This is a genomic window from Rhodanobacter sp. UC4438_H5 (genome assembly GCF_052978405.1).
Window position 1 is genome coordinate 2,451,243 of sequence record NZ_CM129672.1, and the last position, 25,516, is coordinate 2,476,758.

The following is a 25,516-nucleotide window of genomic DNA, read 5'->3' on the forward strand; positions in this document are numbered from 1 at the left end:
ATGGGCGCCGGACACCACCCCACCGAGGCCGCATGCCCCCGCCCCCGCCCGCCGCCGATCCGCCCAGCACTCCGGCCAGCACGCTGGCCGCCGCCATGGCGAGCGCGTGGAATGCAGGCGACGCAGAGCGCGTCATCGAACTGGCGGCGCAGGCGGCGGATGCCGCCGGCGACGACGAAGGCGTGCTCGTCCTGCTCGGCGTGGCGCAACAGGCCACCGGCCGGCACGCACGGGCGGCCGCCACGTTCAACCGCCTGTGCCAGTTGCGACCGGCCGTCTCGGCCTACTGGAACAACCTCGGCGTGGCCTCTCGCCTGGCCGGCGACCTCGCCGCGTCCGGACAGGCCCTGCGTCAGGCCCGGCAGCTCGCGCCGGGCGATGCGGAGGTGCACTACAACCTCGGCCTGCTGTACACCCAGCAACGCGATTGGCCGGCGGCACGGCAGGCGCTGCTGGAAGCGGCCAGTCTCGCCCCTTCATTCATCGAGGCCCGCCTGCAGGCGGCCTACGCCTGCTACGTCTGCGGCGACAACGCGGCACAGGAGGAAATGCTCGACGGCGCCGGCGAGTGGCCGCCGCAACCCGCCGAACAGGCGTTGATCCTGGCCGCCATGTTGTCGGTGCAGGGCGCTTCCGAGGCGGCCCTGCGCACGCTCGCGCGCGCGCAGTTGCCGCCGACGGAGGCCGCGGCCGCTCCGCTGCGCCTGCGCATCGCCGCCCAGCGCGTGGTGTTGCACGAGCGCAGCAACCAGGTCGAACGCGCACAGCAGGACCTGCAGCAACTGCCGCTGGCCGCGATCGACGCCCTGCCGCCGGGCGCCGTGCAAGCGCGCACCGACGGCTGGCGCGCGCACGCCGCGATGGCCTCACGCAACGGCGCGCACGCCGAGGCAGCGGCGCTGTTCCGGCGCGTGCTGGCGCAGCCGCTCGACGACGAGAGCCGGGCCAGCGTCGGTTTCGGCCTCGCCATCGCCTGCGACCGGCTGGGCCGCCACGCCGAGGCATGGGACGCGTTGCAGGCGGCGCACGCGGCGCAACTGGAGATCGCCCGCCAGGTCGTGCCGGAGCGACTGGCGGCGGACAGCCAGCCGCTGCCGCTGGCGGACTGCGTGGTCGAACCGCACGACTACGCCCGCTGGACCGAGCTGCGCGCCCCCGGCTCCATGGAGAGCCCGGTCTTCGTGGTCGGCTTTCCGCGCTCGGGTACCACCTTGCTGGAACAGATGCTCGACGCCCACCCGGATTTCCGGTCCATGGACGAGCGTGCCTACATCCATGAGCTGATCGAAAGCATGGAACGCGTCGGCCAGCGCTATCCCGCCGATCTCGCCTCACTGAGCCAGGACGATGCCGATGCCCTGCGCCGCAGCTATCGCCGACGGGTCGCGCAGGTGCGTCCCGACCTCGGGCCGCGCCGGCTGGTCGACAAGAACCCGCTGAACATGCAGTGCCTGCCGATGATCATGCGGCTGTTTCCGCATGCACGGATCATTCTCTGCCTGCGCCATCCCTGCGACGTGTTGCTCAGCTGCAGCATGCAATCGTTCCGCTCGCCGGCGTTCATGGTGCTGTGCTCCTCCCTGCCGCGCCTGGCGCAGGGCTACGCGCGCGCCTTCACCCAATGGCAGCGCGATGTCGAGGTGTTCGCCCCGCAGGTGCTGGAGTGGCGCTACGAATCCGTGGTGGAGCAGTTCGGCGACCAGGCGACACGACTGGCGCGGTTCCTGGACCTGGCCGATGCCTCGCCCCTGCAGCGCTTCGCCGAGCATGCGCGCGAGAAGCACATCAGCACGCCCAGCTACGCGCAGGTCACCCGCGGCGTCTATCGCAAGGCGGTGGGCCGCTGGCGCGACTACCGCGAGCATTTCGAACCGGTGTTGCCCGTGCTGCAACCGTGGCTCGAACGCTTCGGCTACGACGGGTAGGAGACGGCCCGCGGGACAAGCGCCTGCGGGCCGCAGGCTCCCGCACGCACGACGACAGGCAGTGCCGCCTTGTCGTCGTGCGCAGCGGGATACTCAGTGCGCCGGGCTGCTCGCGGACGGCGCGGGGGTGGTTACGCTGGCCAGTGCGTGCGGCGAGAACTTGCCGCCGTAAGGCAGCACCTCGCTGGCCAGTTTCGGGTCGGCCTTGATCATGCCGATCGCGTCGAACAGGATGTGCGCGGTCTCCTGGAGCTGCGGGTCCTTGGCGTTCTTGGCGTCCTTCTCTTCCTTCAGCTCGCTCTTGATGCTGCGCTCGTTGGGGTTGAGGCCGTCGTCCAGCGTGCTGCCCGCCTCCGGCAGGGCCGCGTCGCTGCCGTCGATGGCGACGTGCCGCGCGCGGAAGGCGGCCTGCATCTGCTCCTGCTGCTTGCGCTCGGCTTCGCGGGTGGCCAGGTTCAGCGAGATCGTGGTCATGTCGCGCATCTTCTTGTACTGCGCCAGCTCGTCCAGCATCAGCTTCCACGCCGGCGATTGCGCCGCACGCTGGTCGTGCTGCTTGAGCAGCTGCGGCAGGTAGGCGGAGAGGTTCGCCACCGGCTGGTAGTCGGCCGGCGGAATCTGCGTCCACGGCAGCGCGTTGTCGTAGGTCGATTCGCCGAAGTCCTTCTCGTCGCCGTTCTTCGGGAACTCGATGTCCGGGGTGACGCCCTTGAGCTGGGTGGAACCGCCGTTGATGCGGAAGAACTCCTGGATCGTCATCTTCAGTTCGCCCAGCTGCGGCTTCTCGCTGTCGCCGGAGGCGAACTTGTCCAGGTCCACCAGGGTCTGCACGGTGCCCTTGCCGAAGGTCGGCTCGCCGATGACCAGGCCGCGGTGATAATCCTGGATCGCCGCGGAGAAGATCTCCGAGGCCGAAGCCGTGCCGCGGTTGACCAGCACCGCCAGCGGACCGCTCCAGGCCATGCCTGCATCGTCGTCGCCCTGCACCTGGACTTCGCCGTGCGAGCCGCGCACCTGCACCACCGGGCCCTTGTCGATGAACAGGCCGGTCATCGAATCCGCCTCGGCCAGCGAGCCGCCGCCGTTGTTGCGCAGGTCCACCACGATGCCCTGCACGCCTTCCTGCTTGAGCTCGGCGATCAGCTTGGCCACGTCGCGGGTGGTGCTGCGGTAATCCTTGTCGCCGGCGCTGCGCGCGCCGAAATCGGAGTAGAACGAGGGCAGGTCGATCACGCCGATCTTGCGGGTGACCGCGCCGTCCTTGATCTCGATGACCTTCTTGCTGGCCGCGGCATCCTCCAGGTTGATCTTGTCGCGCACCAGGGTGATCAGCTCGTGCTTGCCGTCCGGGCCGACATCGGCGGGCAGCACTTCCAGCCGCACCACCGTTCCCTTCTTGCCGCGGATCAGCGCGGTGACGTCGTCGATGCGCCAACCGACCACGTCCACCATTGCGCCCTTGTCGCCCTGGCCCACCGCCACGATGCGGTCGCCCGGCTTGAACTTGTGCGACTTCATCGCCGGGCCGCCGGGGATCAGCTTGACGATCATGGTGTAGTCGTCGCGCGACTGCAGCTGCGCGCCGATGCCCTGCAGCGACAGGCTCATCGCGATGTCGAAGTTGGCCGCCGCCTCCGGGCCGAGGTAGTCGGTGTGCGGGTCGGTGGATTCGGCGTAGGCGTTCATGAAGGTCTGGAACGCGTCGGCGCTGTTGATCTGCCGGATGCGGTCGATGTAGCCGCTGTAGCGCTTGTCCAGCGTCTTGCGGATGTCCGCGTCGTCCTTGCCGGCCAGCTTCAGACGCAGCCAGTCGTTCTTGGTGCGCTTGCGCCAAAGGTCCTGCGCGGCGGCCTCGTCCTTCGGCCAGGCGGCGTCCTTGCGGTCGACCTCGTAGCTCTCGTCGCGACTGAGGTCGAAGCCGTTCTTCAGCAGCTCGCGGGCGTAGCTCATGCGCTGCACGGCGCGCTGCAGGTACAGGTTGAAGATGGCGAACGGCGCGGAGAGGTCGCTGTTCCAGATCGCGTCGTCGAACTTGCTCTTCAGTGGCGCGAACTTGTCCATGTCGGCCTGGGTGAAGAACACCTTGTCGCCGTCGAGCATCTTGAAATATGCCTTGTAGATGCGCGCGGACATCGCGTCATCCAGCGGCTGGGCGTCGTAGTGGAAGCGGGTCAGGAAGCGCGCGGACAGTTGCGCGGCCTGGGCCTGTTCGGCCGTGGGCTCCAGCGGCCAGATGGCCGCCTTGCGCGGCTGGGGGCCGGCACCCAGGTCGGCCGCGGACTGCGCAAAGGCGCAGCTGGCGGAGAGAACGAACAGCAGGACCAGCGCGGGGCGAAGTTTCATGGATGCTCTCAGGCGGATTCGGTGACACCGGCTGCATGCGCCTGCAGGTCGGCGTGGTAGGACGATCGCACCAGCGGGCCGGAGGCGACGTGATGAAAGCCCATGGCTTCGCCGGCTTCGCGCAGCGCGTGGAATTCCTCGGGCGTCCAGTAGCGCAGCACCGGATGGTGGTGCGGCGTGGGCTGCAGGTACTGGCCGATGGTGATCATCTCCACATCGTGGTCGCGCAGGTCGCGCAGCGTCTGCAGCACCTGCTCGCGGGTCTCGCCCAGGCCGAGCATGATGCCGGACTTGGTCGGCACCTGCGGGTGCTGCGCCTTGAAGCGCTTGAGCAGGTCCAGCGACCACTGGTAATCGGCGCCGGGGCGCACCTCGCGGTACAGATGCGGCACGGTTTCCAGGTTGTGGTTGAACACGTCCGGCGGGAATGCCTTGAGCACTTCCAGCGCCCGTTCCATGCGGCCCTTGCCGCGGAAATCGGGGGTGAGGATCTCGATGCGGATGGCCGGGCTGGCATGGCGCACCGCGCGGATGCAGCTGGCGAAGTGCGCCGCGCCGCCGTCGCGCAGGTCGTCGCGGTCGACCGAGGTGATCACCACGTACTTCAGCCGCATGTCGGCGATGGTCTGCGCCAGGCGCGCCGGCTCCAGTTCATCCGGCGGCTGCGGCCGGCCATGCGCCACGTCGCAGAACGAGCAGCGCCGCGTGCACACCTCGCCGAGAATCATGAAGGTGGCGGTGCCGTGGCTGAAGCATTCGTGGATGTTGGGGCAGGAGGCCTCCTCGCATACGGTCACCAGCGCGTTCTCGCGCAGGCGGGCCTTCAGCTGCTGCACCGCGTTGCCCTGCGGCAGGCGCACGCGGATCCAGTTGGGCTTGCGCAGGGTCGGCACGCTGGTGTCGAAACCGGCGCGGTTCAGCGCGATCTTGTCGCTGCCGAGCTGTTTCTCCACCGTGCCGGTGCCGGCCACGACCTGGATCGGAATGGATTTGGACAAGGGGGCGCTGGTTTCGCTCATGGGAGAGGAGTTCAGACCGCGGCGCGCGCGGGGAGTTCGGGAATCAGGGGGGCAGCGGGCGCGGCGACGAAGCCGAACTGGCGGCAGAACTCGTCGGCCAGCACCGTCTCGACGTCCGCCAGCTGCGACGGACCGCCCAAGTCTACCAGTTGCGTGACCGCCAAACCCTTGTAGCCGCAGGGGTTGATGCGTTCGAACGGCTCCAGGTCCATGGCCACGTTGAAGGCCAGCCCGTGGAAACTGCAGCCGCGACGCACGCGCAGGCCGAGCGCGGCGATCTTGGCCTCGCCCACGTACACGCCGGGGGCGCCTTCGCGGCGCGCCGCCGCCACCTGCCAGTGCGCCAGCGTGTCGATCAGCGCCTGCTCGATCCGCCGCACCAGCTCGCGCACGCCCACGCCGATGCGGCGCAAGTCGATCAGCGGGTAGCCGACGATCTGGCCGGGCCCGTGGTAGGTCACCTGCCCGCCGCGGTCGACCGGGATCACCGGGATGTCGCCCGGCGCCAGCACGTGCTCCATCTTGCCGGCCTGGCCCAGGGTGAACACCGGGTCGTGCTCCAGCAGCCACAGCTCGTCCGGCGTGTCGGCGGTGCGGTTGTCGGTGAACGCGCTCATCGCCTGCCAGGTCGCCGCGTAGGGCTGGCGGCCGAGGCGGCGGATGACCAGGGGCCGGAATTCAGGATGGGGGGTTCGGGATTCGTGGTTCACGACGAGCTTGTGGCCTTGCAATTCTTCTGGTTCAAGAGCCGCCGAACCCATGCGACGCGGAGGCTCGGGACGCGGCTCTTGCGAATCCCCCATCCCGAATCCCGGCCTCACAACGTATACCGGACATCCGCATCGGCGCGCAGTGCGTGATGCGCTGCTTCGTACTGCTCGCGGTTGTCGCAGCGGAATGTGACCGTGACCGAGACGAAATTGCCGGCGCCGGAATGGCGGTGACGCACGGTTTCGTGCAGCACGTGCAGACCGGCGCGTTCGAGCAGTTGCGGCACGTGGCGGGGCAGGTCGGCGCTGGCGCTGCCCACGGCGGTGATCTCGAACTCGCCGGGGAACTGGAAGCCCCGGCCTTGCCGCTTCGCCTTGTCGAAGTCGATCGGTTGCATCACTTGGCGCTCGGCGCCTGCTCGGTGTTGCCGGTGTCCTTGTGGAACCAGAGCAGGATGCTGTCCCACAGGCGCGAGAAGAAGCCACCCTGCGGCGCGTCGGCCAGTGCGACCAGCGGCACCGTCTGCAGCGCCTGGCCATCCAGGCTGATGCGCAGGCTGCCGATCTGCTGGCCCTTCTTGAACGGCGCGATCAGGGTCGAGGGGATGTCCATCACCGCCTTGAGCTTGTCGTACTGGCCGGTCTTGACAGTGACCAGCACGTCGCTGGCCACGCCGATCGGCAAGGTGTCCGCCTCGCCCTTCCACAACCGCGGCGTCGCCAGCGGCTTGCTGGTGTCGTACAGCTTGTGCGTCTCGTAGAAGCGGAAGCCGTAGTTGAGCAGGGCCATCGCCGAATCGGCGCGCGCCTTGTTGGAGCTGGCGCCCATCACCACCGCGATCATGCGCTCGTCGCCATGCTTGGCGGACGCCGCCAGGCAGAAGCCCGCGTCGGCGGTGTGCCCGGTCTTGATGCCGTCCACGGCCGGATCGCGCCAGAGCAGCTCGTTGCGGTTCTGCTGCTTGATGCCGTTCCACTCGTACGACTTGATCGCCGAGATGGCGTAGTCGTCCGGAAAGTTGTGGATCAGCGCGCGCGACAGGATCGCGACGTCGCGCGCGGAGCTGTAGTGGTTCTGCACCGGATAGCCGGAGGCGTTGGAGAAGTGCGAGTTGGCCATGCCCAACTGCTTGGCGTAGGCGTTCATCAGGTTGGCGAAGGCATCCTCCGAACCGGCGGTGTGCTCGGCCAGCGCGATTGCCGCGTCGTTGCCGGACTGCACGATCATGCCCTTGAGCAGGTCCATCAGCGGCACCTGGCTGCCCAGCTTGAGGAAACTGGTGGAGCCGTCGGTGCCGGCACCGCCGCCGCGCCACGCATGCTCGCTGATGGTGATCATGTCGCTGGTGTGGATGCGGCCGTTGGCGAGCTCGGCCGACACCACGTAGTCGGTCATCACCTTGGTCAGCGAGGCCGGCGCGCGACGCGCATCGGGATCCTTCGAGGCAAGTATCTGGCCGGTGGCGTAGTCCATCAGCACCCAGCTGGCGCCATCGACGTCCGGCGGCGGCGGCACCGGTGCGGCCGGCATGGCCGGGCGCGGCACGGGCGACGGATGGGGCGGGGTCTGCGCCATCGCGGCGCCGACCAGCAGGACGGCAACGGCGGCAAACGGCATCAGGGTGCGTCGAAGAAAGTTCATCGTGTTTTCGAGTCCGGTTTTTCGAGGATCGGCGTTGCGCGCGCCGAAGTGGCAAGGAAGCCTGCGCAAATCCTGCTCAGTCTACCGCGACCTGCGGCGAGGGCAGACCCATGCGTTCGATCCGGCGACTGACTTCGTCGGCACGATCCACGCTGTCGAGCGGGCCGACCCGCACGCGGCGCAGGCGCTGGCCATGCGCCACGCCGTCGATCACCTGCACCGTGCCGAGGTCGGCCGCACGCAGGCGCCGGGCCAGGCGGTCGGCATTGGACGCGTCGGCGAACGCACCCACCTGCAGGTAGATTCCCGGGTGCCTGCCTGAGACCGTCTCCGGCGGCGGCAGTTCCTGCGCCGGATGCGCCGGGTCGATGCCGCGCACCTCGACCAGGCCGGTGCCCTTGGGCCAGATGCCGATCTTCACTGCCGCGGCATAGGACAGGTCGATCAGCCGGTTGTCGTGGAACGGTCCGCGGTCGTTGACCCGCACGACCACGCTCTTGCCGTTCTCCAGGTTGGTGACGCGCGCGTAGCTGGGCAGCGGCAGCGTGGTGCTGGCCGCGCTGAACGCGTACATGTCGTAGGTTTCGAGGTTGGAGGTCTTGTAGCCGTGGAACTTGTTGCCGTAGAACGAGGCGATGCCGCGCTCGTCGTAGCCGCGCGCCGTGGACAGCACGCGATAGGTCTTGCCGCGCACGCTGTAGGGCGACTTGTTGCCGTAGCGCGAGCGCGGCTCGGCCTTCGGCACCGGCTCGGACAGCTTGCTGACGTCGATCGGCGGCGGCACGCTGTCGCGGCCGTCGCGGTAGCGGCTCGATTGCGGCCGACTGAGGTCGTCGTGGATGCCACCTTCACCCGCGGGCGATGCCGTGCCGGACACGCCGCGATGGCCCGCGCCGGACGACGACGACGGCCGGCTGCGCGGCCCGCTGCACGCGGCAAGCAGCGCGCTGGCCGCGAGCACGGCGGCGACCGCGACGAACCTCACCGCGCCGCGTCCGCCTGCGCCACGCCGGCGGCGATCGCCTGCGCCAGCTGTTCGACGGCCATCGCGTACAACGGGCTGCGGTTGTAGCGGGTGATCACGTAGAAATTCTGGAAGGTGAACCAGTACTCCGGCCCGGCCGGGCCTTCGAGCTGCTGCAGGCTGGCGAGCCGGCCGGGGTCGATCCGCTGCAGCGGCGCGTAGCCCCATGCCTCGAACTGTTCCAGCGGATGCTTCGGCATGAGCTCGTTGAGGTCGCTCGCGTGCGCCTTGGCATCGGGCTGCGCCCGCGCCGCCACCGGGGCATCGCGCTCCCAGCCGTACCCGTGCAGGTAGTTGGCGACGCTGGCCACGATGTCGTCGGCCGAATCGTGCAGGTCGATGCGACCGTCGTGATCCTCGTCAACCGCGTAGTCGCGGATGCTCGAAGGCATGAACTGGCCCCAGCCCTGCGCGCCGGCATAGGAGCCGACCAGCGAGTCCAGCGGACCGGCCAGCTTGCTGGCGGGAAGCTCCAGCAGGGTCTTCAGCTCGTCGCGGAAAAACGGCGCGCGCGGCGGGTAGTAGAAGGCCAGCGTCACCAGCGCATCGAGCACCTTGTAGCGGCCCACGATGCGGCCGTAATTGGTCTCCACGCCGATGATCGCCACCACGTATTGCGGCGCCACGCCGTACTCGGTCGCGATCCGGTCGAGCAGTGCGCGATGCTGCTGGTAGAACGCGATGCCGCCGTCGATGCGGGCATCGGTGAGGAAGATCGGTCGATAGTCCTTCCACGGCTTGGCCTCGGCCGGGCGGCTGATCGCGTCGAGGATCGACTGCTGTTTGGTGGCGCCGTCGAGCAGCGCATTGAGCGCGGCCGGGCTCTGGCCGGTGTCGTGCGCCACCTCCTGCACCAGTTTCGCCTGCCCCGGATGGGCGGCCAGCGCGGTGTCCGTTCCAGCCACCCACGACAGCAGGACCAGCAGGCAACAGCACACACGGGACACGGGATGCACGGACATGCAAGGCCTTCGCAAAGGGAAAATCGGGGTCAGCGAGAGCCTACCATGCAAGCCGCGGCGACTTCGGCCCCACGCATGGCGCGCGCGGGGCGCGATTCAGATGTGGCTCTTGCGATTGGCATGGATCGACATCAGCACGCCGAAACCGGTCAACAGCGACACCGCCGACGTGCCGCCGTAACTGATCATCGGCATCGGCACGCCGACCACCGGCAGCATGCCGGCCACCATGCCGCCGTTGACGAACACGTAGACGAAGAAGCTCATGCCGATCGCGCCGGCGAGCAGGCGCGAATACGTATCGCGCGCCTCCATCGCGATCCACAGGCAGCGGCCGATGATGAACGCGTACAGCGCGATCAGCGCGCACACGCCGACCAGGCCGAACTCCTCGGAGAACACCGCGAAGATGAAATCGGTGGTGTGCTCGGGCAGGAAATCCAGCCGCGACTGCGTGCTGTGCAGCCAGCCTTTGCCGAACACGCCGCCGGAGCCCACCGCGATCTGCGACTGGATGATGTGCCAGCCGTTGCCCAGCGGATCGGATTCGGGATTGAGCAGGGTCAGCACGCGATCGCGCTGGTACTGGTGCAGGAAGTGCCAGCCGATCGGGATCATGCCCACCACCGCGCCCACCAGCAATCCGATGCGCCACCACGCCATGCCGGAGAGGAACAGCGCGAACGCGCCGGCCGTGGCCACCAGCACCGCCGTGCCCAGGTCCGGCTGTTCGGCGATCAAGGCGGCAGGAATGGCGATCAGGATGCCGACCACCGCGATGTCCTTCCAGCCCGGCGGCAGCTGCCGCGGGTGGAGGTACCAGGCCACCATCATCGGCGTGGTGAGCTTGAGCAGTTCGGACGGCTGGAAACGCATCACGCCCAGATCCAGCCAGCGCATCGAACCGCGCCCTTCACCGAGGATCGCCACCACCACCAGCAAGGCGACGCTGACGGCGTAGAGGCCCGGCGTCCAGCTGCGCAGCACCGGGGGCGGAATGCGCGAGACCAGCAGCAGCAAGGCGCCGCCCAACACGAAACGCGCGGCCTGGCCACCGACCAGGGCCAGACTGCGATCGCCCGCGCTGTAGAGCGTGGCCAGGCCGATCAAGGCCAGCACGAACAGGCCGGCCGCCAGCGGCAGGTCGATCCGGCGCCGGGTCATCACCCGGTGCGCGAAGCGGCGCATGCGCGCGCGCAGCACGCCGATCATGGTTGCACCTCGCTGCTGGCGGACACGGGCACGTCCTCGACGACCGAGCCGGCCGGTGCCGGCGCGGCGGATGGGAGCGGTGCGGCATCCGGCAATCGCTCGGCGCCGGGCAGCACGCCCTGGTGGGTGGCCAGCCACGCATCGAGAATCTTGCGCACGATCGGCCCCGCCGCCGAAGCGCCCCAGGCGCCCTGCTCCAGCACCACGGCTACGGCGATCTGCGGGTGGTCGGCCGGCGCGTAGGCGATGAACCAGGCGCGATGGCGGGTGGCCAGATACGCGGTGTTGCGATTGGTGTCGTACGCGTCGCTGGTGCGCGAGTAGCGCTCGGCGGTGCCACTCTTGCCGGCGATCGCGTAGGGGAAGCCGTCGTTCAGGCCCTTGCCGGTGCCTTCGGTGATCACCGCGCGCATGCCCGCGTTGATCACCGCCCAGTCGCCGCGCTGGCGGATCAACGTGGCGCCCGGCGGATTGGGCAGCGGCTGGCGCTGCGCCTCGCCGACCGTGCTGGTGGCCATGCCCAGCCGCGGCAGGTACGGCACGCCACCGCCGGCCAGGGTCGCCACCGCATGCGCCAGTTGCAGCGGGGTAACCGCCCAGTAACCCTGGCCGATGCCGGCGATCACCGTTTCGCCGGGATACCAGGGCTGCTTGCTGTTGGCCGCCTTCCACTGGCGCGAGGGCAGGATGCCGTCGGATTCGCCGATCAGGTCGATCCCGGTCTCGCGGCCGAAGCCGAAGCGACTCATCCACTGGCTCAGCCGGTCGATGCCCATGTCCAGCGCCAGCTTGTAGAAATACGTGTTGGTCGACTTCTCGATCGCGGTGACCATGTCCACGGTGCCGTCGCCGCCGCGCTTGTCGTCGCGGTAGCAGCGCGTCTGCCCCGGCAGGCAGAACTGACCGTTGGAGAACACCGTGTCCGACGGCTTGCGCAGGCCCAGCTCCAGCCCGCCGAGTGCAAGGAACGGTTTCACCGTCGAGCCCGGCGGATAGACGCCCCGCAGCGCGCGGTTGTACAGCGGCTTGTCCGGGTCGGTGGTCAGCGCGCGGTAGTCGGCCTGGCTGATGCCGTTGACGAACAGGTTGGGATCGAACGTGGGCACGCTGACCATCGCCAGCACCTGGCCGTTGCGCGGATCGATCGCCACCGCCGCGCCGGGACGGCCCTCGAATGCCGCCTCGGCCGCCTTCTGGATGCGCGCGTCGATGCTCAGGTAGAGGCTGCGGCCGGGCGTGGGCGCATGGGTTTCCAGCACGTGCTGGGTGCGGCCATCGGCGTTGACCTCCAGCAATTCGTAGCCGGGCTTGCCGTGCAACACGTCCTCGTAGGAACGCTCCACGCCGCTGCGCCCGACATGGCTGGTGCCCTGGTAGCGATCCGCGTCCAGCCGCTGCAGGTCGTCGGCGTCGATGCGCCCGACGTAGCCGACCACGTGGGCGAACAACGGGCCGAACGGATAATGCCGGGTCAGGTAGGGCACCACGTCGACGTTGGGAAAGCGCCAGCGATTGACCGCGAAACGATCGATCTCGTCTTCGGTCAGGTGCATCTTCAGCGGCACGCTGTCGAAACGCCGGCTCTGCCGCAACTGCTTGTTGAACGCGTCGATGTCGTCCTGGTCCAGCGGCACCACCTGGCCCAGCCGCGCCAGCAGAGCGGGCATGTCCTTGACCTGCTCGGGCACCACTTCCAGCCGGAACGCCGGCACGTTGTCGGCCAGCACCACGCCGTTGCGGTCGTAGATCAGGCCGCGCGCCGGCGGGATCGCGCGCGGCTTGACCCGGTTGTTGGTCGAGCGGGTGGCGAACTCGTCGTGTCGCGCGACCTGCAGCACCACGTAACGCCCGACCAGCCCGCCCAGCCCCAGCAGGATCAGCACGAAACCCACCAGCGCGCGTCGACGGAACAGCGCGGTCTCGTCACGGACGTTCTTGAGCGCGCGGCGACTCTTCATCTCACCGGCTCATGCTTCATTGGATCCGCAGCCGCGCGCGCAGGTCGTCGAGCAACAGGAACAGGAACGGCCACAACGCCGCGCCGACGAAGGGGGAAATCCACCAGCTCGCCGGCGGCAGCGAAGCGCCGGCCAGCATGCGCACCAGCAGCAGCAGGAAGCGATCGTTGAGCAGCAAGGCAAGCACCGCCAGCGCCTGCTGCCACATCGGGAAGAAGCGCAATCGCGAACGGAATCGCACGGTGATGAAGACCAGCGCGCACAGCCGCAGCGCCTGCTCGCCCAGCAGCACGCCGTCGAGCAGGTCCGCAAGCAATCCCACGCCGAAGGCAAGGCCCAGGCTCACCCGGTCTTCCGCTTCCAGCGCCCAGTACAGCAACACCAGCGCCGGCCAATACGGCTTGAACGGCTCCAGCACGCCGGGCAGCGGCACCAGCATCAGCAGCAGCGCCGCGGCCAGCGTGCCGACGAACCACCACTGGCTCAGCCGCGCGCGACTCATCGCGGTACCCCGCCGGCCTGACCCGGGTGCACCGCCGGCGCGGCCACGCTGGCGGAAGCGGCCGGCGCCAAGACCTGCGGCGGACCTGCCGGAACGGGCAGGTCGGGCGGCCCCTTGGGTTCGGCCTGGTCGTGCAGCAGCAGTACATCGGTGCTGCGATCGAGGTCCGCCGCCGGCGTGGCCAGGGCGACCTGGAACATGCCGGTCGGCGCCGGCGCCACGCTGTCGATCCGGCCCACCGGGAACCCCGGCGGAAAACGGCCGCCGATGCCCGAGGTGAGCAGCTTGTCGCCAGCGCGCACGTCAGCCGCCAGCGGCAGGTTGGGCAGGCTCAGCTGGTCGCCGTCGCGCGAACCGTAGGCCACCGTGCGCAAGCCGGTACGCGCGATCGTCACCGGGATCGCATGCGAGGGGTCGGTGATCAGCATCACCACGGCAGTGTGCGGCAGCACGGCCTTCACCTGGCCCATCACGCCGTGGGCATCGATCACCGGCTGTCCGGGCTCGACGCCGTCGCGCGAGCCCATGTTCAAGGTCAGCTCATAACGGTACGCGCCGAGATCCACGCCGATGACCCGCGCCAGTTGCACGTTGAGCTTCAGGCTGTGCTGGGTATCGAGCAACCGCCGCAGCCGTTCGTTCTGCTCGGCGACCGCGGCCATGCGGTTCAACTTGGCGTTGGCCAGCAGCAGGTCTTCGCGCAGGCGCTGGTTCTGCGAGGTCAGCAGCTGGCGATCGGCAAACGCGACGCCGAGGGTGTGCACCCCGGCCGCAGGCAGGCCGGCCAGCCGATAGACCGGCTCGACCACCGCCGAGGCGGCCGAGCGCAGCTGCCACAGCCAGCCATTGCGCTGGTCAAGCACCATCAGCACCACCGCCAGCGCCAGATAGACGATCAGCCGCAGCGTGCCGGCCGCGTTGCCGGCAAACAGGGGGGAAGAACCTTCGCGTGCGCGCGCCATCGCGGCCCCCGTTGCCGCGCGCTATTCGGGCGAGAAGAAGTCGCTGCCATGCTGATCGATCAGCTCCAGCGCCTTGCCGCCGCCGCGCGCCACGCAGGTCAGCGGGTCGTCGGCCACCTGCACGTGCAGGCCGGTTTCCTCGGAGATCAGCCGGTCCAGGTCGCGCAGCAGCGCGCCGCCGCCGGTGAGCACGATGCCGCGCTCGGCGACGTCGGAGCACAGTTCCGGCGGAGTCTGTTCCAGCGCCGACTTCACCGCCGCCACGATGCCGGCCAGCGGCTCGTGCAGTGCCTCGAGGATTTCGTTGGAGTTGATCGTGAACATGCGCGGCACGCCCTCGGCAAGGTTGCGCCCGGAGATCTCGATCTCCTTGACGTCGTCCTGCGGGAACGCGCAGCCGATCTGCAGCTTGATCCGCTCGGCGGTGGATTCGCCGATCAGGGTGCCGTGGTTGCGGCGCACGTAGTTGATGATCGCCTCGTCGAAACGATCGCCGCCGACGCGGGCGGACTGCGAGTAGACGATGCCGTTGAGCGAGATCACCGCCACCTCGGAGGTGCCGCCGCCGATGTCCAGCACCATCGCGCCGCGCGCCTCGTGCACCGGAATGCCGGCACCGATCGCCGCAGCCATCGGCTCTTCGATCAGGAACACGTCGCGGGCACCGGCGCCTTCGGCCGATTCCTTGATGGCGCGGCGCTCGACCTGGGTCGAGCCGCACGGCACGCAGACCAGCACGCGCGGGCTCGGCCGCAGGAAGCGCGACTTGTGCACCTGCTTGATGAAGTGCTGCAGCATCGCCTCGGTCATGGTGAAGTCGGCGATCACGCCGTCCTTCATCGGGCGCACCGTGGCGATGTTGCCCGGCGTGCGGCCCAGCATGCGCTTGGCGTCGCCACCCACCGCCGCGATCGTGCGCGGACCACCGGGGCCGCGGTCCTGGCGAATCGCCACCACCGAAGGCTCGTTCAACACGATGCCCTGACCACGCACGTAGATCAGCGTGTTGGCCGTGCCGAGGTCGATGGAGATGTCGTTGGAAAAGATGCCGCGGAACTTCTTGAACATGGGTCCGCCGTGGGTCGGCCAGGCTAAACAGACAAGCTCGCCAGTCTAGTCAGGCCCACCGTTCCACGCAAGGAAAAACACGTTAAGAAACCCTTGTGCAACACGGCCATAAGCGATTTTCCTGTGCCGTGGACTGAACTGCGAAGCAGGTCGCGAAGTCGCCAGCGCGGACGGATGGCGGTACGATGGCGGCCTTTGGCTGCAGGGACCGATTCTGCCCGTCCGGGCACGCGCCCGCAGCCTCCCATCTCAAATCGGGGTTTTCTCGCATCATGCCTGCCGTCATCTGCGGATCGCTCGCCTACGACACCATCATGGTGTTCCAGGATCAGTTCAAGAACCACATCCTGCCCGACCAGATGCACATCCTGAACGTGTCGTTCCTGGTGCCGGCCATGCGGCGCGAGTTCGGCGGCTGCGCCGGCAACATCGCCTACAACCTCAAGCTGCTGGGCGGCGACCCGCTGCCGGTGGCAGCGGTGGGCCAGGATTTCGCGCCCTACCGGCAGCACATGCAGGACTGCGGCATCCGGCTCGATGGCGTGCGCGTGTTCGAGGAGCAGTTCACCCCGCAGTGCTTCATCACCACGGACCTGGACAACAACCAGATCACCGCCTTCCACCCCGGCGCGATGTCCAGTGCGCAGGAGAACCACGTCCGCGACATCCCGCAGATCGACTTCGCGATCGTGGCGCCCGATGGCCGCGAGGCGATGCTGCAACACGTCGACGAATTCGCCGCGCGCGGCGTGCCGTTCATCTTCGATCCCGGCCAGGCGATGCCGTTGTTCAACGGCGACGAGTTCCGCTCGATGATCGCCAAATCGACTTACGTGATCGTCAACGACTACGAATCCCAGTTGCTGCAGACTCGCACCGGCTGGAGTGCGGCGGAGATCGCCAGCCATGTCACCGCCTACATCGTGACCCAGGGTCCACGCGGTTCGGTGATCCACGTGGGCGAGGAGAGCCACCACATTCCGCCGGCGCGCGAGCGCGTCATCGTCGATCCGACCGGCTGCGGCGACGCCTACCGGGCCGGCCTGATGTTCGGCATCATGCATGGCAAGGACTGGCCCACCACCGGCCGGATCGCCTCGCTGATGGGTGCGCTGAAGGTCGAGCACCCCGGCACCCAGAACCAGCGTTTCAACTACGCCGAGTTTGCCGCGGAGTTCGCCGACCAGTTCGGATACGCACTGGACTGAGTGGAAGTCAGCTCGCGGGAAAGCCCATCGTGGCCTGCACCGCCGCTTGCCAGCCGCTGTAGAGGCGCTCGCGACGGGATGCCTCCATCGCGGGATCGAAGCGGCGATCCTGCTGCCACAACCGCGCGATCTGCTCGCGGCTGTCCCAGACGCCGACCGCCAGGCCGGCCAGATAGGCGGCGCCCAGCGCGGTGGTTTCGGTAATCCGGGGCCGCAGCAGCGGCACGCCGAGCATGTCGCTCTGGAACTGGGCCAGGAAATCGTTGCCGATGGCGCCGCCGTCGGCGCGCAACTCCTTCAGCGCGATGCCGGCGTCGGCCTCCATCGCGGCCAGCACGTCGCGCGTCTGGTAGGCCATCGACTCCAACGCCGCGCGTATCAGGTGCTCGCGGCTCGTGCCGCGCGACAGGCCGAAGATGGCGCCACGCACGTCGGCGTGCCAGTACGGTGCCCCCAGCCCGGCGAAGGCGGGCACCAGATACACACCTTCGGTGGAATCCACGCTGTCGGCGCAGGCTTGCGATTGCTCGGCCCGGTCCAGCAGGTGCAGGCCGTCGCGCAACCATTGCACCACCGAACCGGCCACGAAGATGCTTCCTTCGAGCGCGTACTCCACCTTGTCGCCCAGCTTCCAGGCCAGCGTGGTCAGCAGGCCATGCTGCGACGGCACCGCGGAGTGGCCGGTGTTCATCAGCATGAAGCAGCCGGTGCCATAGGTATTCTTGGCCATGCCCGGCTCGAAGCATGCCTGGCCGAACAGGGCGGCCTGCTGGTCGCCTGCGATGCCGCAGATCGGCACGTCGCGACCGAAAAAATACTTCGGCTCGATGCGCCCGTAGATCTCGCTGCAGCCGCGCACCTGCGGCAGCATCGAGGCGGGCACGCCGAACAGGGCCAACAGGTCGTCGTCCCAGCATTGCCGATGGATGTCGTACAGCAGCGTGCGCGAGGCATTGGTCACGTCGGTGACGTGGGTGCGACCGCCGGTGAGGTTCCACACCAGCCAGCTGTCGATCGTGCCGAACAGCAGTTCACCGCGCTGCGCCCGTTCGCGCACCCCGCTGACGTGCTCGAACAGCCATTTCAGCTTGGTCGCGGAAAAATAGGCGTCCAGCAGCAGACCGGTACGCTCGCGCACCAGCGCGTCGACGGCCTCGCTGCGCATGGACTCGCACAGTTTCGCCGAATGCCTCGACTGCCACACCAGCGCGTTGTACACCGGCTCGCCGGTAGCACGATCCCAGACCACGGTGGTTTCGCGCTGGTTGGTGATCCCGATACCGGCCACCGCCGACGCCTCGATCCCGGCCTTGTGCATCGCTTCCGTCAGGGTGACCTGGACGCTGGTGAGAATGTCGCGCGGGCGATGCTCGACCCAGCCTGAGCGCGGAAAGATCTGCTCGAACTCGCGCTGTGCCGAAGACACCACGCAACCTTGCGCGTCGAAGACCATCGCGCGTGAACTGGTGGTGCCCTGGTCGATGGCGACGACGAAGTGTGCTTTCCCGCTCATGCCGATTGTGCCTCTGCTCTCTCCGCGGTTGCACCCACCAGCATCGGAACCATCCGCGCCACGTAAGCGTGCACCCGGTGGTGTTCCACCGGACTCAGGCGCAACCCGAGCTTGGTACGGCGCCACAGCACGTCGTCCCCGCTGCGCGCCCATTCCGCGCGGATGAGATAATCCAGTTCGAGCTGGTAGAGGTCGGCGCCGAAGTGCTCACCCAGATCGCCCATGGCGCACGCTTCGCCGAGCAGGGTTTCGGTGCAGGTGCCGTAGTGCCGGAACCAGCGATGCGCGAGCGAGGAAGGCAGCCAGGGCCAACGCTGCGACCAGGCCGCGAGCAGCCGTTCGGCATCGGCAAAATCGCCGCCTGGCAAGGGATCGCCTTGGGCAGTCCATGCCGACCGCTCGGGCCACAAGACTTCAGCCAATTGATCCACCGCTTCCTCGGCAAGTCGCCGGTAGGTGGTGATCTTGCCGCCGAAGACATTCAGCAGCGGGGCGCCCTGTTCGTGGTCCAGCGTGATGCGATAGTCCCGGCTGACCGTGCTGGCGTTGCCATCCTCATCCAGCAGCGGCCGCACGCCGCTGTAACTCCACACGACATCCTTCGGCTGCACCGGCGTGCGGAAGTAGCGATTGACGGCGTCGCACAGGTAGCGAACCTCGCCAGCGTCGATCACGACGTTCGCGGGGTCGGCGGCATAGTCGAGATCGGTGGTGCCCACCAGGGTGTAGTCGTCCTCATAGGGGATCGCGAACACGATGCGTCGATCGGGCTGCTGGAATATGTAAGCGTGGTCGTGTTCGAACAGCCGCGGCAGCACGATGTGGCTGCCCTTCACCAGCCGCACGCGTGGATGCCGATCGCGGCCCAGCACGTCACCCAGGAAGCGCCCGGCCCACGGGCCGCACGCATTGACCAGCACCTTCGCACGGCAGCTGTCCATCTGCCCGTCGGGGCCAAGCAGCTGAGCCTGCCACACGCCATCCTCGACGTGCGCGGAGACGCAGCGCGTGCGCACCCGGACATCGGCCCCGAGCCGGTGCGCATCCATCGCATTGAGCACGACCAGGCGTGCGTCCTGCACCCAGCCATCGGAGTACACGAAACCGCGTGTGTACGTGTTTTTCAACGGCGCGCCGCTGACATGGCTGCGCAGATCCACCGCGCGCGAATCGGCCAGCGTCCGATGGCCGGCACCCAGGCTGTCATACAGCAACAGGCCGAGCCGGATCATCCAGGCCGGGCGCAGGTGCGATTCGTGCGGCAGGACAAACAACAGCGGCCAGGCAATGTGCGGTGCCAGCCGCATGACCACCTCGCGCTCGGCCAGCGCCTTCGCCACCAGCCGGAATTCGTGCTGTTCCAGGTAGCGCAAGCCGCCATGGATCAGCTTGGTGCTTGCACTGGAGGTGTGCCCGGCCAGGTCGTCCTGCTCGCAAAGCGTCACCGAAAGTCCGCGGCCTGCCGCATCACGTGCCATTCCCGCCCCATTGATGCCGCCACCGACGACCAGGATGTTCGTGTCATGCCCCGCCATCATCGCCCTCGCCTGCGCCGAGCCGGCAACCCCACAACACGCTAACACGCCGCCCCTGCAACCAGTCGGCCCGTGTCATGGAACGGCCTTCCCGGCACAGCTTTGCTCCTGTTTTGCCAGGAACGTAGCGGGTTGATCGCGGGATGGGCGGCGCTTGCCACCCGAGCGCAGGCCCACCTCGAGAACGAACTCCCTGGCGGTGACCTGTTGCAGGTTGCGGGCGGCGGTGGCGGCGGCAGAAAAGAAAAACCCCCACCGTTGCCGGTGAGGGTGTTTCGGGATAAAGCCCCTGGCGGTGACCTACTCTTGCATGGCAAAGCCACACTACCATCGGCGCATGCGCGTTTCACTTCTGAGTTCGGGATGGGATCAGGTGGGACCACGCCGCTATGGCCGCCAGGGAAGGGGTGGGAGCAGCGCGCGTGCGCCAGCTCCACGTTTCTGAAGAGACGGCCCTGACGGCCGGCTCTTCCGCGAAAGATCCCTCGAGGTGTTGAAGAGTCCGCCATGGATGGCGAGGTGTTGACTCTTCTTTCCGTGAGAGGGATCTCACGTGAGATAAATCGTAAACGAGTGACAAGCGTCGAGGTGAAATTCAACCGTTTCGAGACAGTGCTCGAGGCGGCTCCTTTGAAGAGTCCGGCCAGGGATGGCCGGTGGCTCCGCAGAGGGACCTGCGTCAAACAAAGCCACTTGGGGTTATATGGTCAAGCCGCACGGCTCATTAGTACAGGTAAGCTCAACGCATTGCTGCGCTTCCACATCCTGCCTATCAACCACCTGGTCTTGATGGTGCCTTCAGGAGAGTCAAGCTCTCGGGAGATCTCATCTTGGGGCGTGCTTCCCGCTTAGATGCTTTCAGCGGTTATCACTTCCGTTCATAGCTACCGGGCAATGCCTCTGGCGAGACAACCCGAACACCAGCGGAACGTCCACTCCGGTCCTCTCGTACTAGGAGCAGCCCCCCTCAAATCTCCAACGCCCACGACAGATAGGGACCGAACTGTCTCACGACGTTCTGAACCCAGCTCGCGTACCACTTTAAATGGCGAACAGCCATACCCTTGGGACCGGCTACAGCCCCAGGATGTGATGAGCCGACATCGAGGTGCCAAACACCGCCGTCGATATGAACTCTTGGGCGGTATCAGCCTGTTATCCCCGGAGTACCTTTTATCCGTTGAGCGATGGCCCTTCCATACAGAACCACCGGATCACTAAGACCTACTTTCGTACCTGCTTGATCCGTCGATCTCGCAGTCAAGCACGCTTATGCCTTTGCACACAGTGCGCGATGTCCGACCGCGCTGAGCGTACCTTCGTGCTCCTCCGTTACTCTTTGGGAGGAGACCGCCCCAGTCAAACTACCCACCATACACGGTCCCTGACCCGGATAACGGGCCGAGGTTAGAACGTCAAGCACTTCAGGGTGGTATTTCAAGGATGGCTCCATGCAAACTGGCGTCTGCACTTCAAAGCCTCCCACCTATCCTACACAGAAGAACTCAACGTTCAGTGTAAAGCTATAGTAAAGGTTCACGGGGTCTTTCCGTCTTGCCGCGGGAACGCTGCATCTTCACAGCGAATTCAATTTCACTGAGTCTCGGGTGGAGACAGCGCCGCTGTCGTTACGCCATTCGTGCAGGTCGGAACTTACCCGACAAGGAATTTCGCTACCTTAGGACCGTTATAGTTACGGCCGCCGTTTACTGGGGCTTCGATCAAGAGCTTCGCCTTGCGGCTGACCCCATCAATTAACCTTCCAGCACCGGGCAGGCGTCACACCCTATACGTCCACTTTCGTGTTTGCAGAGTGCTGTGTTTTTGATAAACAGTCGCAGCGGCCAGGTTACTGCGACCCATCGGTGCTCAGCTACGCATGTAGCCACACTGATGGGCGCACCTTCTCCCGAAGTTACGGTGCCATTTTGCCTAGTTCCTTCACCCGAGTTCTCTCAAGCGCCTTGGGATTCTCACCCTGCCTACCAGTGTCGGTTTACGGTACGGTTCTTCTACAGCTGAAGCTTAGTGGCTTTTCCTGGAAGCGTAGTATCAGTCACTTCGCCCAAAAGGGCTCGTCATAAGTGCTCGGCATAAAGGATCCCGGATTTGCCAAAGATCCATGCCTACCTCCTTTCCCCGGGACAACCAACGCCCGGTAGACCTAACTTTCTCCGTCCCCACATCGCACTGTAGAAAAGTGCGGGAATATTAACCCGCTTCCCATCGACTACGCATTTCTGCCTCGCCTTAGGGGCCGACTCACCCTGCGCCGATGAACGTTGCGCGAGGAAACCTTGGGCTTTCGGCGGGGGGGCTTTTCACCCCCCTTATCGTTACTCATGTCAGCATTCGCACTTCCGATACCTCCAGCAGACTTTACAATCCACCTTCACAGGCTTACGGAACGCTCCTCTACCGCGCACATTGCTGTGCACCCCGAGCTTCGGTGTCTAGCTTAGCCCCGTTAAATCTTCCGCGCAGACCGACTCGACCAGTGAGCTATTACGCTTTCTTTAAAGGATGGCTGCTTCTAAGCCAACCTCCTGGCTGTCTATGCCTTTCCACATCGTTTTCCACTTAGCTAGAACTTGGGGACCTTAGCTGCGGGTCTGGGTTGTTTCCCTTTTCACGACGGACGTTAGCACCCGCCGTGTGTCTCCCGGATAGTCTGTCCTGGTATTCGGAGTTTGCCATGGTTTGCTAAGTCGCGATGACCCGCTAGCCATAACAGTGCTCTACCCCCAGGAAGATTCGTCCGAGGCGCTACCTAAATAGCTTTCGAGGAGAACCAGCTATCTCCGAGTTTGTTTAGCCTTTCACTCCTATCCTCAGCTCATCCCCATCTATTGCAACAGATGTGGGTTCGGTCCTCCAGTGCGTGTTACCGCACCTTCAACCTGGCCAAGGATAGATCACTCGGTTTCGGGTCTACTGCCTGAGACTATGCGCCCTATTCAGACTCGATTTCTCTTCGCCTCCCCTATACGGTTAAGCTTGCCACAGACAGTAAGTCGCTGACCCATTATACAAAAGGTACGCAGTCACCCTTGCGGGCTTCCACTGCTTGTACGTATACGGTTTCAGGGTCTATTTCACTCCCCTCTCCGGGGTTCTTTTCGCCTTTCCCTCACGGTACTAGTTCGCTATCGGTCAGTCAGGAGTATTTAGCCTTGGAGGATGGTCCCCCCATGTTCAGACAAGGTTTCACGTGCCCCGCCTTACTCAATTTCATATCAAGTGCCCTTTCGTCGACTGGGCTATCACCATCTATGGCCGGCCTTTCCATGCCGTTTGACTAGAACACAAGATACTTTTGGGCTAGTCCGCGTTCGCTCGTCGCTACTGACGGAATCTCGGTTGATTTCTTTTCCTCCGGGTACTTAGATATTTCAGTTCCCCGGGTTCGCCTCGCATGACTATGTATTCATCATGCGATACCGCTTGCGCGGTGGGTTTCCCCATTCGGACATTGCCGGATCAAAGCTTGTTGCCAGCTCCCCGACACTTTTCGCAGGCTGCCACGTCCTTCATCGCCTCTGACTGCCAAGGCATCCACCGTATACGCTTAGTCGCTTGACCATATAACCCCAAGTCGCCTCGGGGCATGCCCCCTCCTCAGGGGCAGCCAAGTTACTTCGTTTCGTGCCTTAACACTTGCCTCGGTTCGGTTCGAACCAAGACGCTTGTCACTCGTTTACGTGTTTTCAAAGAACATCGTGCCGGCCTCAATGCCGGTCGATTTCAAATCTTTTGTGTGCTGATATTTTACGCAGCGACATCCTGGTGGAGCCTATCGGGATCGAACCGATGACCCCCTGCTTGCAAAGCAGGTGCTCTCCCAGCTGAGCTAAGGCCCCGTCGAAGGGATATCCGGATTGTTCCGAACCTCGGAACAATGGTGGGTCTGGGTGGACTCGAACCACCGGCCTCACCCTTATCAGGGGTGCGCTCTAACCACCTGAGCTACAGACCCAGAGATCGAGCCCCAGAACCTACACCAGCCTCTCTCGAACTTCCGTTCGGAGCAGCTTTTGTTGAAGAGTCCGGCCACGGATGGCCGGTCTTGATGTTCGCTCTTCGCAAAAGGGACTTTGCGTAAAATACAGGTGTCTTGTGTGGACGTCTTGCACCGATCGGTGCGACGTGTCGTTCTCGAAAGGAGGTGATCCAGCCGCACCTTCCGATACGGCTACCTTGTTACGACTTCACCCCAGTCATGAACCACTCCGTGGGCGTCGTCCTCCTTGCGGTTAGACTAACGCCTTCTGGAGCAACCCACTCCCATGGTGTGACGGGCGGTGTGTACAAGGCCCGGGAACGTATTCACCGCGGCATAGCTGATCCGCGATTACTAGCGATTCCGACTTCATGGAGTCGAGTTGCAGACTCCAATCCGGACTGGGATCGGCTTTCTGGGATTGGCTCCACCTCGCGGTATTGCAACCCTCTGTACCGACCATTGTAGTACGTGTGTAGCCCTGGCCGTAAGGGCCATGAGGACTTGACGTCATCCCCACCTTCCTCCGGTTTGTCACCGGCAGTCTCCTTAGAGTTCCCGACATTACTCGCTGGCAACTAAGGACAAGGGTTGCGCTCGTTGCGGGACTTAACCCAACATCTCACGACACGAGCTGACGACAGCCATGCAGCACCTGTGTTCCGATTCCCGAAGGCACTCCCGCATCTCTGCAGGATTCCGGACATGTCAAGGCCAGGTAAGGTTCTTCGCGTTGCATCGAATTAAACCACATACTCCACCGCTTGTGCGGGCCCCCGTCAATTCCTTTGAGTTTCAGTCTTGCGACCGTACTCCCCAGGCGGCGAACTTAACGCGTTAGCTTCGACACTGATCTCCGAGTTGAGACCAACATCCAGTTCGCATCGTTTAGGGCGTGGACTACCAGGGTATCTAATCCTGTTTGCTCCCCACGCTTTCGTGCTTCAGCGTCAGTGTTGTCCCAGATGGCCGCCTTCGCCACTGATGTTCCTCCCGATCTCTACGCATTTCACCGCTACACCGGGAATTCCACCATCCTCTGACACACTCTAGCTCGCCAGTATCCATCGCCATTCCCAGGTTGAGCCCGGGGATTTCACGACAGACTTAACGAACCGCCTACGCACCCTTTACGCCCAGTAATTCCGATTAACGCTTGCACCCTTCGTATTACCGCGGCTGCTGGCACGAAGTTAGCCGGTGCTTATTCCTCAGGTACCGTCAGACTGCACACGTATTAAGCATGCAGATTTCGCTCCTGATAAAAGTGCTTTACAACCCGAAGGCCTTCTTCACACACGCGGCATTGCTGGATCAGGCTTGCGCCCATTGTCCAATATTCCCCACTGCTGCCTCCCGTAGGAGTCTGGGCCGTGTCTCAGTCCCAGTGTGGCTGATCATCCTCTCAGACCAGCTAGCGATCGTCGCCTTGGTGGGCCATTACCCCGCCAACTAGCTAATCGCACATCGGTTCGTCCTGCCGCGCGAGGCCTAAAAGGTCCCCCGCTTTCTCCCGTAGGACGTATGCGGTATTAGTCCCGGTTTCCCGAGGTTATCCCCCACGTCAGGGTAGATCCCGATGCATTACTCACCCGTCCGCCACTCGCCACCCAAGGAGCAAGCTCCTCTGTGCTGCCGTTCGACTTGCATGTGTTAGGCATGCCGCCAGCGTTCAATCTGAGCCAGGATCAAACTCTTCACTTAAGTTTTCGATGACCGAAGCCATCTATCTTTCCGAAGCGTATGTTCCCAACCAATCAAAACTCATTACTGACTTTTTACTTGGTGGGACGCTTGCATTGCTTGGACAGGTCACGACCCATCAACGCAAGACGTCCACACAATTCACCTGCGCACACTGTCAAAGATCTTCGCTGCCCGACCGCCTTTCGGTGATCGCCCCGTGACCTTTCGTCCCGGGTGAGCCGCCCAT

Annotated in this window: 17 protein-coding genes, 2 tRNA genes and 3 rRNA genes; 3 read left to right on the forward strand and 19 right to left on the reverse strand. The window is 65.4% G+C overall.

Annotated elements, in window-relative coordinates; genetic code table 11:
- Positions 1-32 precede the first annotated feature (32 nt).
- Positions 33-1,925 (forward strand): sulfotransferase, encoded by a 1,893-nt coding sequence (locus ACVCL9_RS11435; RefSeq protein WP_447098026.1) that lies wholly within the window; start codon positions 33-35, stop codon positions 1,923-1,925.
- A gap of 93 nt (positions 1,926-2,018) precedes the next feature.
- Here the strand turns inward: ACVCL9_RS11435 and ACVCL9_RS11440 are convergent, their stop codons facing one another.
- From ACVCL9_RS11440 to ACVCL9_RS11495, 12 genes are all read right to left on the reverse strand, one after another.
- Positions 2,019-4,268 (reverse strand): carboxy terminal-processing peptidase, encoded by a 2,250-nt coding sequence (locus ACVCL9_RS11440; protein ID WP_447098025.1) that lies wholly within the window; start codon positions 4,266-4,268, stop codon positions 2,019-2,021.
- An 8-nt stretch (positions 4,269-4,276) separates the two neighbouring features.
- Positions 4,277-5,287 carry a lipoyl synthase gene (gene lipA, locus ACVCL9_RS11445; protein ID WP_395120242.1) on the reverse strand — a complete coding sequence of 337 codons (1,011 nt, stop codon included), beginning with the start codon at positions 5,285-5,287 and terminating at the stop codon, positions 4,277-4,279.
- Between the two features lie 11 nt (positions 5,288-5,298).
- Entirely contained in the window at positions 5,299-5,997 is a 699-nt protein-coding gene (gene lipB, locus ACVCL9_RS11450; RefSeq protein WP_447098024.1) for a lipoyl(octanoyl) transferase LipB, read from the reverse strand.
- A 107-nt stretch (positions 5,998-6,104) separates the two neighbouring features.
- Entirely contained in the window at positions 6,105-6,395 is a 291-nt protein-coding gene (locus ACVCL9_RS11455; RefSeq protein WP_395120244.1) for a YbeD family protein, read from the reverse strand.
- Positions 6,395-7,639 carry a D-alanyl-D-alanine carboxypeptidase family protein gene (locus ACVCL9_RS11460; RefSeq protein ID WP_395120245.1) on the reverse strand — a complete coding sequence of 415 codons (1,245 nt, stop codon included), beginning with the start codon at positions 7,637-7,639 and terminating at the stop codon, positions 6,395-6,397. Before ACVCL9_RS11460 ends, ACVCL9_RS11455 begins: the two co-directional genes overlap by 1 nt.
- Positions 7,640-7,715: 76 nt before the next feature.
- Entirely contained in the window at positions 7,716-8,624 is a 909-nt protein-coding gene (locus tag ACVCL9_RS11465) for a septal ring lytic transglycosylase RlpA family protein (protein WP_447098023.1), read from the reverse strand.
- Positions 8,621-9,625, reverse strand: a complete 1,005-nt coding sequence (gene mltB, locus ACVCL9_RS11470; protein WP_395120247.1) for a lytic murein transglycosylase B — start codon at positions 9,623-9,625, stop codon at positions 8,621-8,623. The genes ACVCL9_RS11465 and mltB overlap by 4 nt, the downstream gene beginning before the upstream one ends.
- Positions 9,626-9,721: 96 nt before the next feature.
- Positions 9,722-10,837 carry a rod shape-determining protein RodA gene (gene rodA, locus ACVCL9_RS11475; RefSeq protein ID WP_395120248.1) on the reverse strand — a complete coding sequence of 372 codons (1,116 nt, stop codon included), beginning with the start codon at positions 10,835-10,837 and terminating at the stop codon, positions 9,722-9,724.
- On the reverse strand, positions 10,834-12,795 hold the full coding sequence (mrdA, locus tag ACVCL9_RS11480) for a penicillin-binding protein 2 (RefSeq protein ID WP_395120249.1): 1,962 nt from the start codon (positions 12,793-12,795) through the stop codon (positions 10,834-10,836). Before mrdA ends, rodA begins: the two co-directional genes overlap by 4 nt.
- 16 nt (positions 12,796-12,811) lie before the next feature.
- Positions 12,812-13,297 carry a rod shape-determining protein MreD gene (gene mreD, locus ACVCL9_RS11485; RefSeq protein WP_395120250.1) on the reverse strand — a complete coding sequence of 162 codons (486 nt, stop codon included), beginning with the start codon at positions 13,295-13,297 and terminating at the stop codon, positions 12,812-12,814.
- On the reverse strand, positions 13,294-14,259 hold the full coding sequence (gene mreC, locus ACVCL9_RS11490; RefSeq protein ID WP_447098022.1) for a rod shape-determining protein MreC: 966 nt from the start codon (positions 14,257-14,259) through the stop codon (positions 13,294-13,296). Before mreC ends, mreD begins: the two co-directional genes overlap by 4 nt.
- A 21-nt stretch (positions 14,260-14,280) precedes the next feature.
- A complete protein-coding gene (locus ACVCL9_RS11495; protein WP_395120252.1) occupies positions 14,281-15,327 on the reverse strand; it encodes a rod shape-determining protein in 1,047 nt (348 codons plus the stop codon).
- Between the two features lie 272 nt (positions 15,328-15,599).
- Here ACVCL9_RS11495 and ACVCL9_RS11500 point away from each other — a divergent pair, with 272 nt between their 5' ends.
- Positions 15,600-16,535: a carbohydrate kinase family protein gene (locus tag ACVCL9_RS11500; RefSeq protein WP_395120254.1), complete on the forward strand. Its 936-nt coding sequence runs from the start codon at positions 15,600-15,602 to the stop codon at positions 16,533-16,535.
- A 7-nt stretch (positions 16,536-16,542) separates the two neighbouring features.
- Here ACVCL9_RS11500 and glpK read toward each other — a convergent pair whose 3' ends face one another.
- From glpK to ACVCL9_RS11535, 7 genes are all read right to left on the reverse strand, one after another.
- Positions 16,543-18,048, reverse strand: coding sequence for a glycerol kinase GlpK (gene glpK / locus ACVCL9_RS11505; RefSeq protein WP_447098021.1), 1,506 nt, complete (start codon positions 18,046-18,048; stop codon positions 16,543-16,545).
- Entirely contained in the window at positions 18,045-19,583 is a 1,539-nt protein-coding gene (gene glpD, locus ACVCL9_RS11510) for a glycerol-3-phosphate dehydrogenase (RefSeq protein WP_447099521.1), read from the reverse strand. The genes glpK and glpD overlap by 4 nt, the downstream gene beginning before the upstream one ends.
- Before the next feature lie 287 nt (positions 19,584-19,870).
- Positions 19,871-19,984: ribosomal RNA gene (rrf, locus tag ACVCL9_RS11515) — 5S ribosomal RNA — on the reverse strand.
- Between the two features lie 302 nt (positions 19,985-20,286).
- Positions 20,287-23,165: ribosomal RNA gene (locus ACVCL9_RS11520) — 23S ribosomal RNA — on the reverse strand.
- Between the two features lie 202 nt (positions 23,166-23,367).
- Positions 23,368-23,443: transfer RNA gene (locus ACVCL9_RS11525), tRNA-Ala, on the reverse strand.
- 39 nt (positions 23,444-23,482) lie between these two features.
- Positions 23,483-23,559, reverse strand: a tRNA-Ile gene (locus ACVCL9_RS11530).
- A gap of 182 nt (positions 23,560-23,741) precedes the next feature.
- Positions 23,742-25,287 (reverse strand): 16S ribosomal RNA (locus ACVCL9_RS11535).
- Together the 16S, 23S and 5S rRNA genes with 2 tRNA genes alongside form the textbook arrangement of a ribosomal RNA operon.
- An 8-nt stretch (positions 25,288-25,295) precedes the next feature.
- Between ACVCL9_RS11535 and ACVCL9_RS11540 the strand changes: the two genes are divergently transcribed.
- The gene (locus tag ACVCL9_RS11540; protein WP_395120256.1) at positions 25,296-25,490 is read left to right on the forward strand and encodes a hypothetical protein; all 195 of its coding nucleotides are present in this window, start codon (positions 25,296-25,298) and stop codon (positions 25,488-25,490) included.
- The last annotated feature ends 26 nt before the right edge of the window (positions 25,491-25,516 follow it).

What these genes read in the sequence shown, in the direction of transcription:
- glpD (WP_447099521.1), bottom strand. Translation starts at nt 19,583, where the DNA reads ATGGCGGGGCATGACACGAACATCCTGGTCGTCGGTGGCGGCATCAAT.
- glpK (WP_447098021.1), bottom strand. Translation starts at nt 18,048, where the DNA reads ATGAGCGGGAAAGCACACTTCGTCGTCGCCATCGACCAGGGCACCACC.
- ACVCL9_RS11440 (WP_447098025.1), bottom strand. Translation starts at nt 4,268, where the DNA reads ATGAAACTTCGCCCCGCGCTGGTCCTGCTGTTCGTTCTCTCCGCCAGC.
- mltB (WP_395120247.1), bottom strand. Translation starts at nt 9,625, where the DNA reads ATGTCCGTGCATCCCGTGTCCCGTGTGTGCTGTTGCCTGCTGGTCCTG.
- ACVCL9_RS11435 (WP_447098026.1), top strand. Translation starts at nt 33, where the DNA reads ATGCCCCCGCCCCCGCCCGCCGCCGATCCGCCCAGCACTCCGGCCAGC.
- rodA (WP_395120248.1), bottom strand. Translation starts at nt 10,837, where the DNA reads ATGATCGGCGTGCTGCGCGCGCGCATGCGCCGCTTCGCGCACCGGGTG.
- mrdA (WP_395120249.1), bottom strand. Translation starts at nt 12,795, where the DNA reads ATGAAGAGTCGCCGCGCGCTCAAGAACGTCCGTGACGAGACCGCGCTG.
- ACVCL9_RS11455 (WP_395120244.1), bottom strand. Translation starts at nt 6,395, where the DNA reads ATGCAACCGATCGACTTCGACAAGGCGAAGCGGCAAGGCCGGGGCTTC.
- ACVCL9_RS11460 (WP_395120245.1), bottom strand. Translation starts at nt 7,639, where the DNA reads ATGAACTTTCTTCGACGCACCCTGATGCCGTTTGCCGCCGTTGCCGTC.
- ACVCL9_RS11500 (WP_395120254.1), top strand. Translation starts at nt 15,600, where the DNA reads ATGCCTGCCGTCATCTGCGGATCGCTCGCCTACGACACCATCATGGTG.
- mreC (WP_447098022.1), bottom strand. Translation starts at nt 14,259, where the DNA reads ATGGCGCGCGCACGCGAAGGTTCTTCCCCCCTGTTTGCCGGCAACGCG.
- mreD (WP_395120250.1), bottom strand. Translation starts at nt 13,297, where the DNA reads ATGAGTCGCGCGCGGCTGAGCCAGTGGTGGTTCGTCGGCACGCTGGCC.
- ACVCL9_RS11540 (WP_395120256.1), top strand. Translation starts at nt 25,296, where the DNA reads ATGACCGAAGCCATCTATCTTTCCGAAGCGTATGTTCCCAACCAATCA.
- ACVCL9_RS11495 (WP_395120252.1), bottom strand. Translation starts at nt 15,327, where the DNA reads ATGTTCAAGAAGTTCCGCGGCATCTTTTCCAACGACATCTCCATCGAC.
- lipA (WP_395120242.1), bottom strand. Translation starts at nt 5,287, where the DNA reads ATGAGCGAAACCAGCGCCCCCTTGTCCAAATCCATTCCGATCCAGGTC.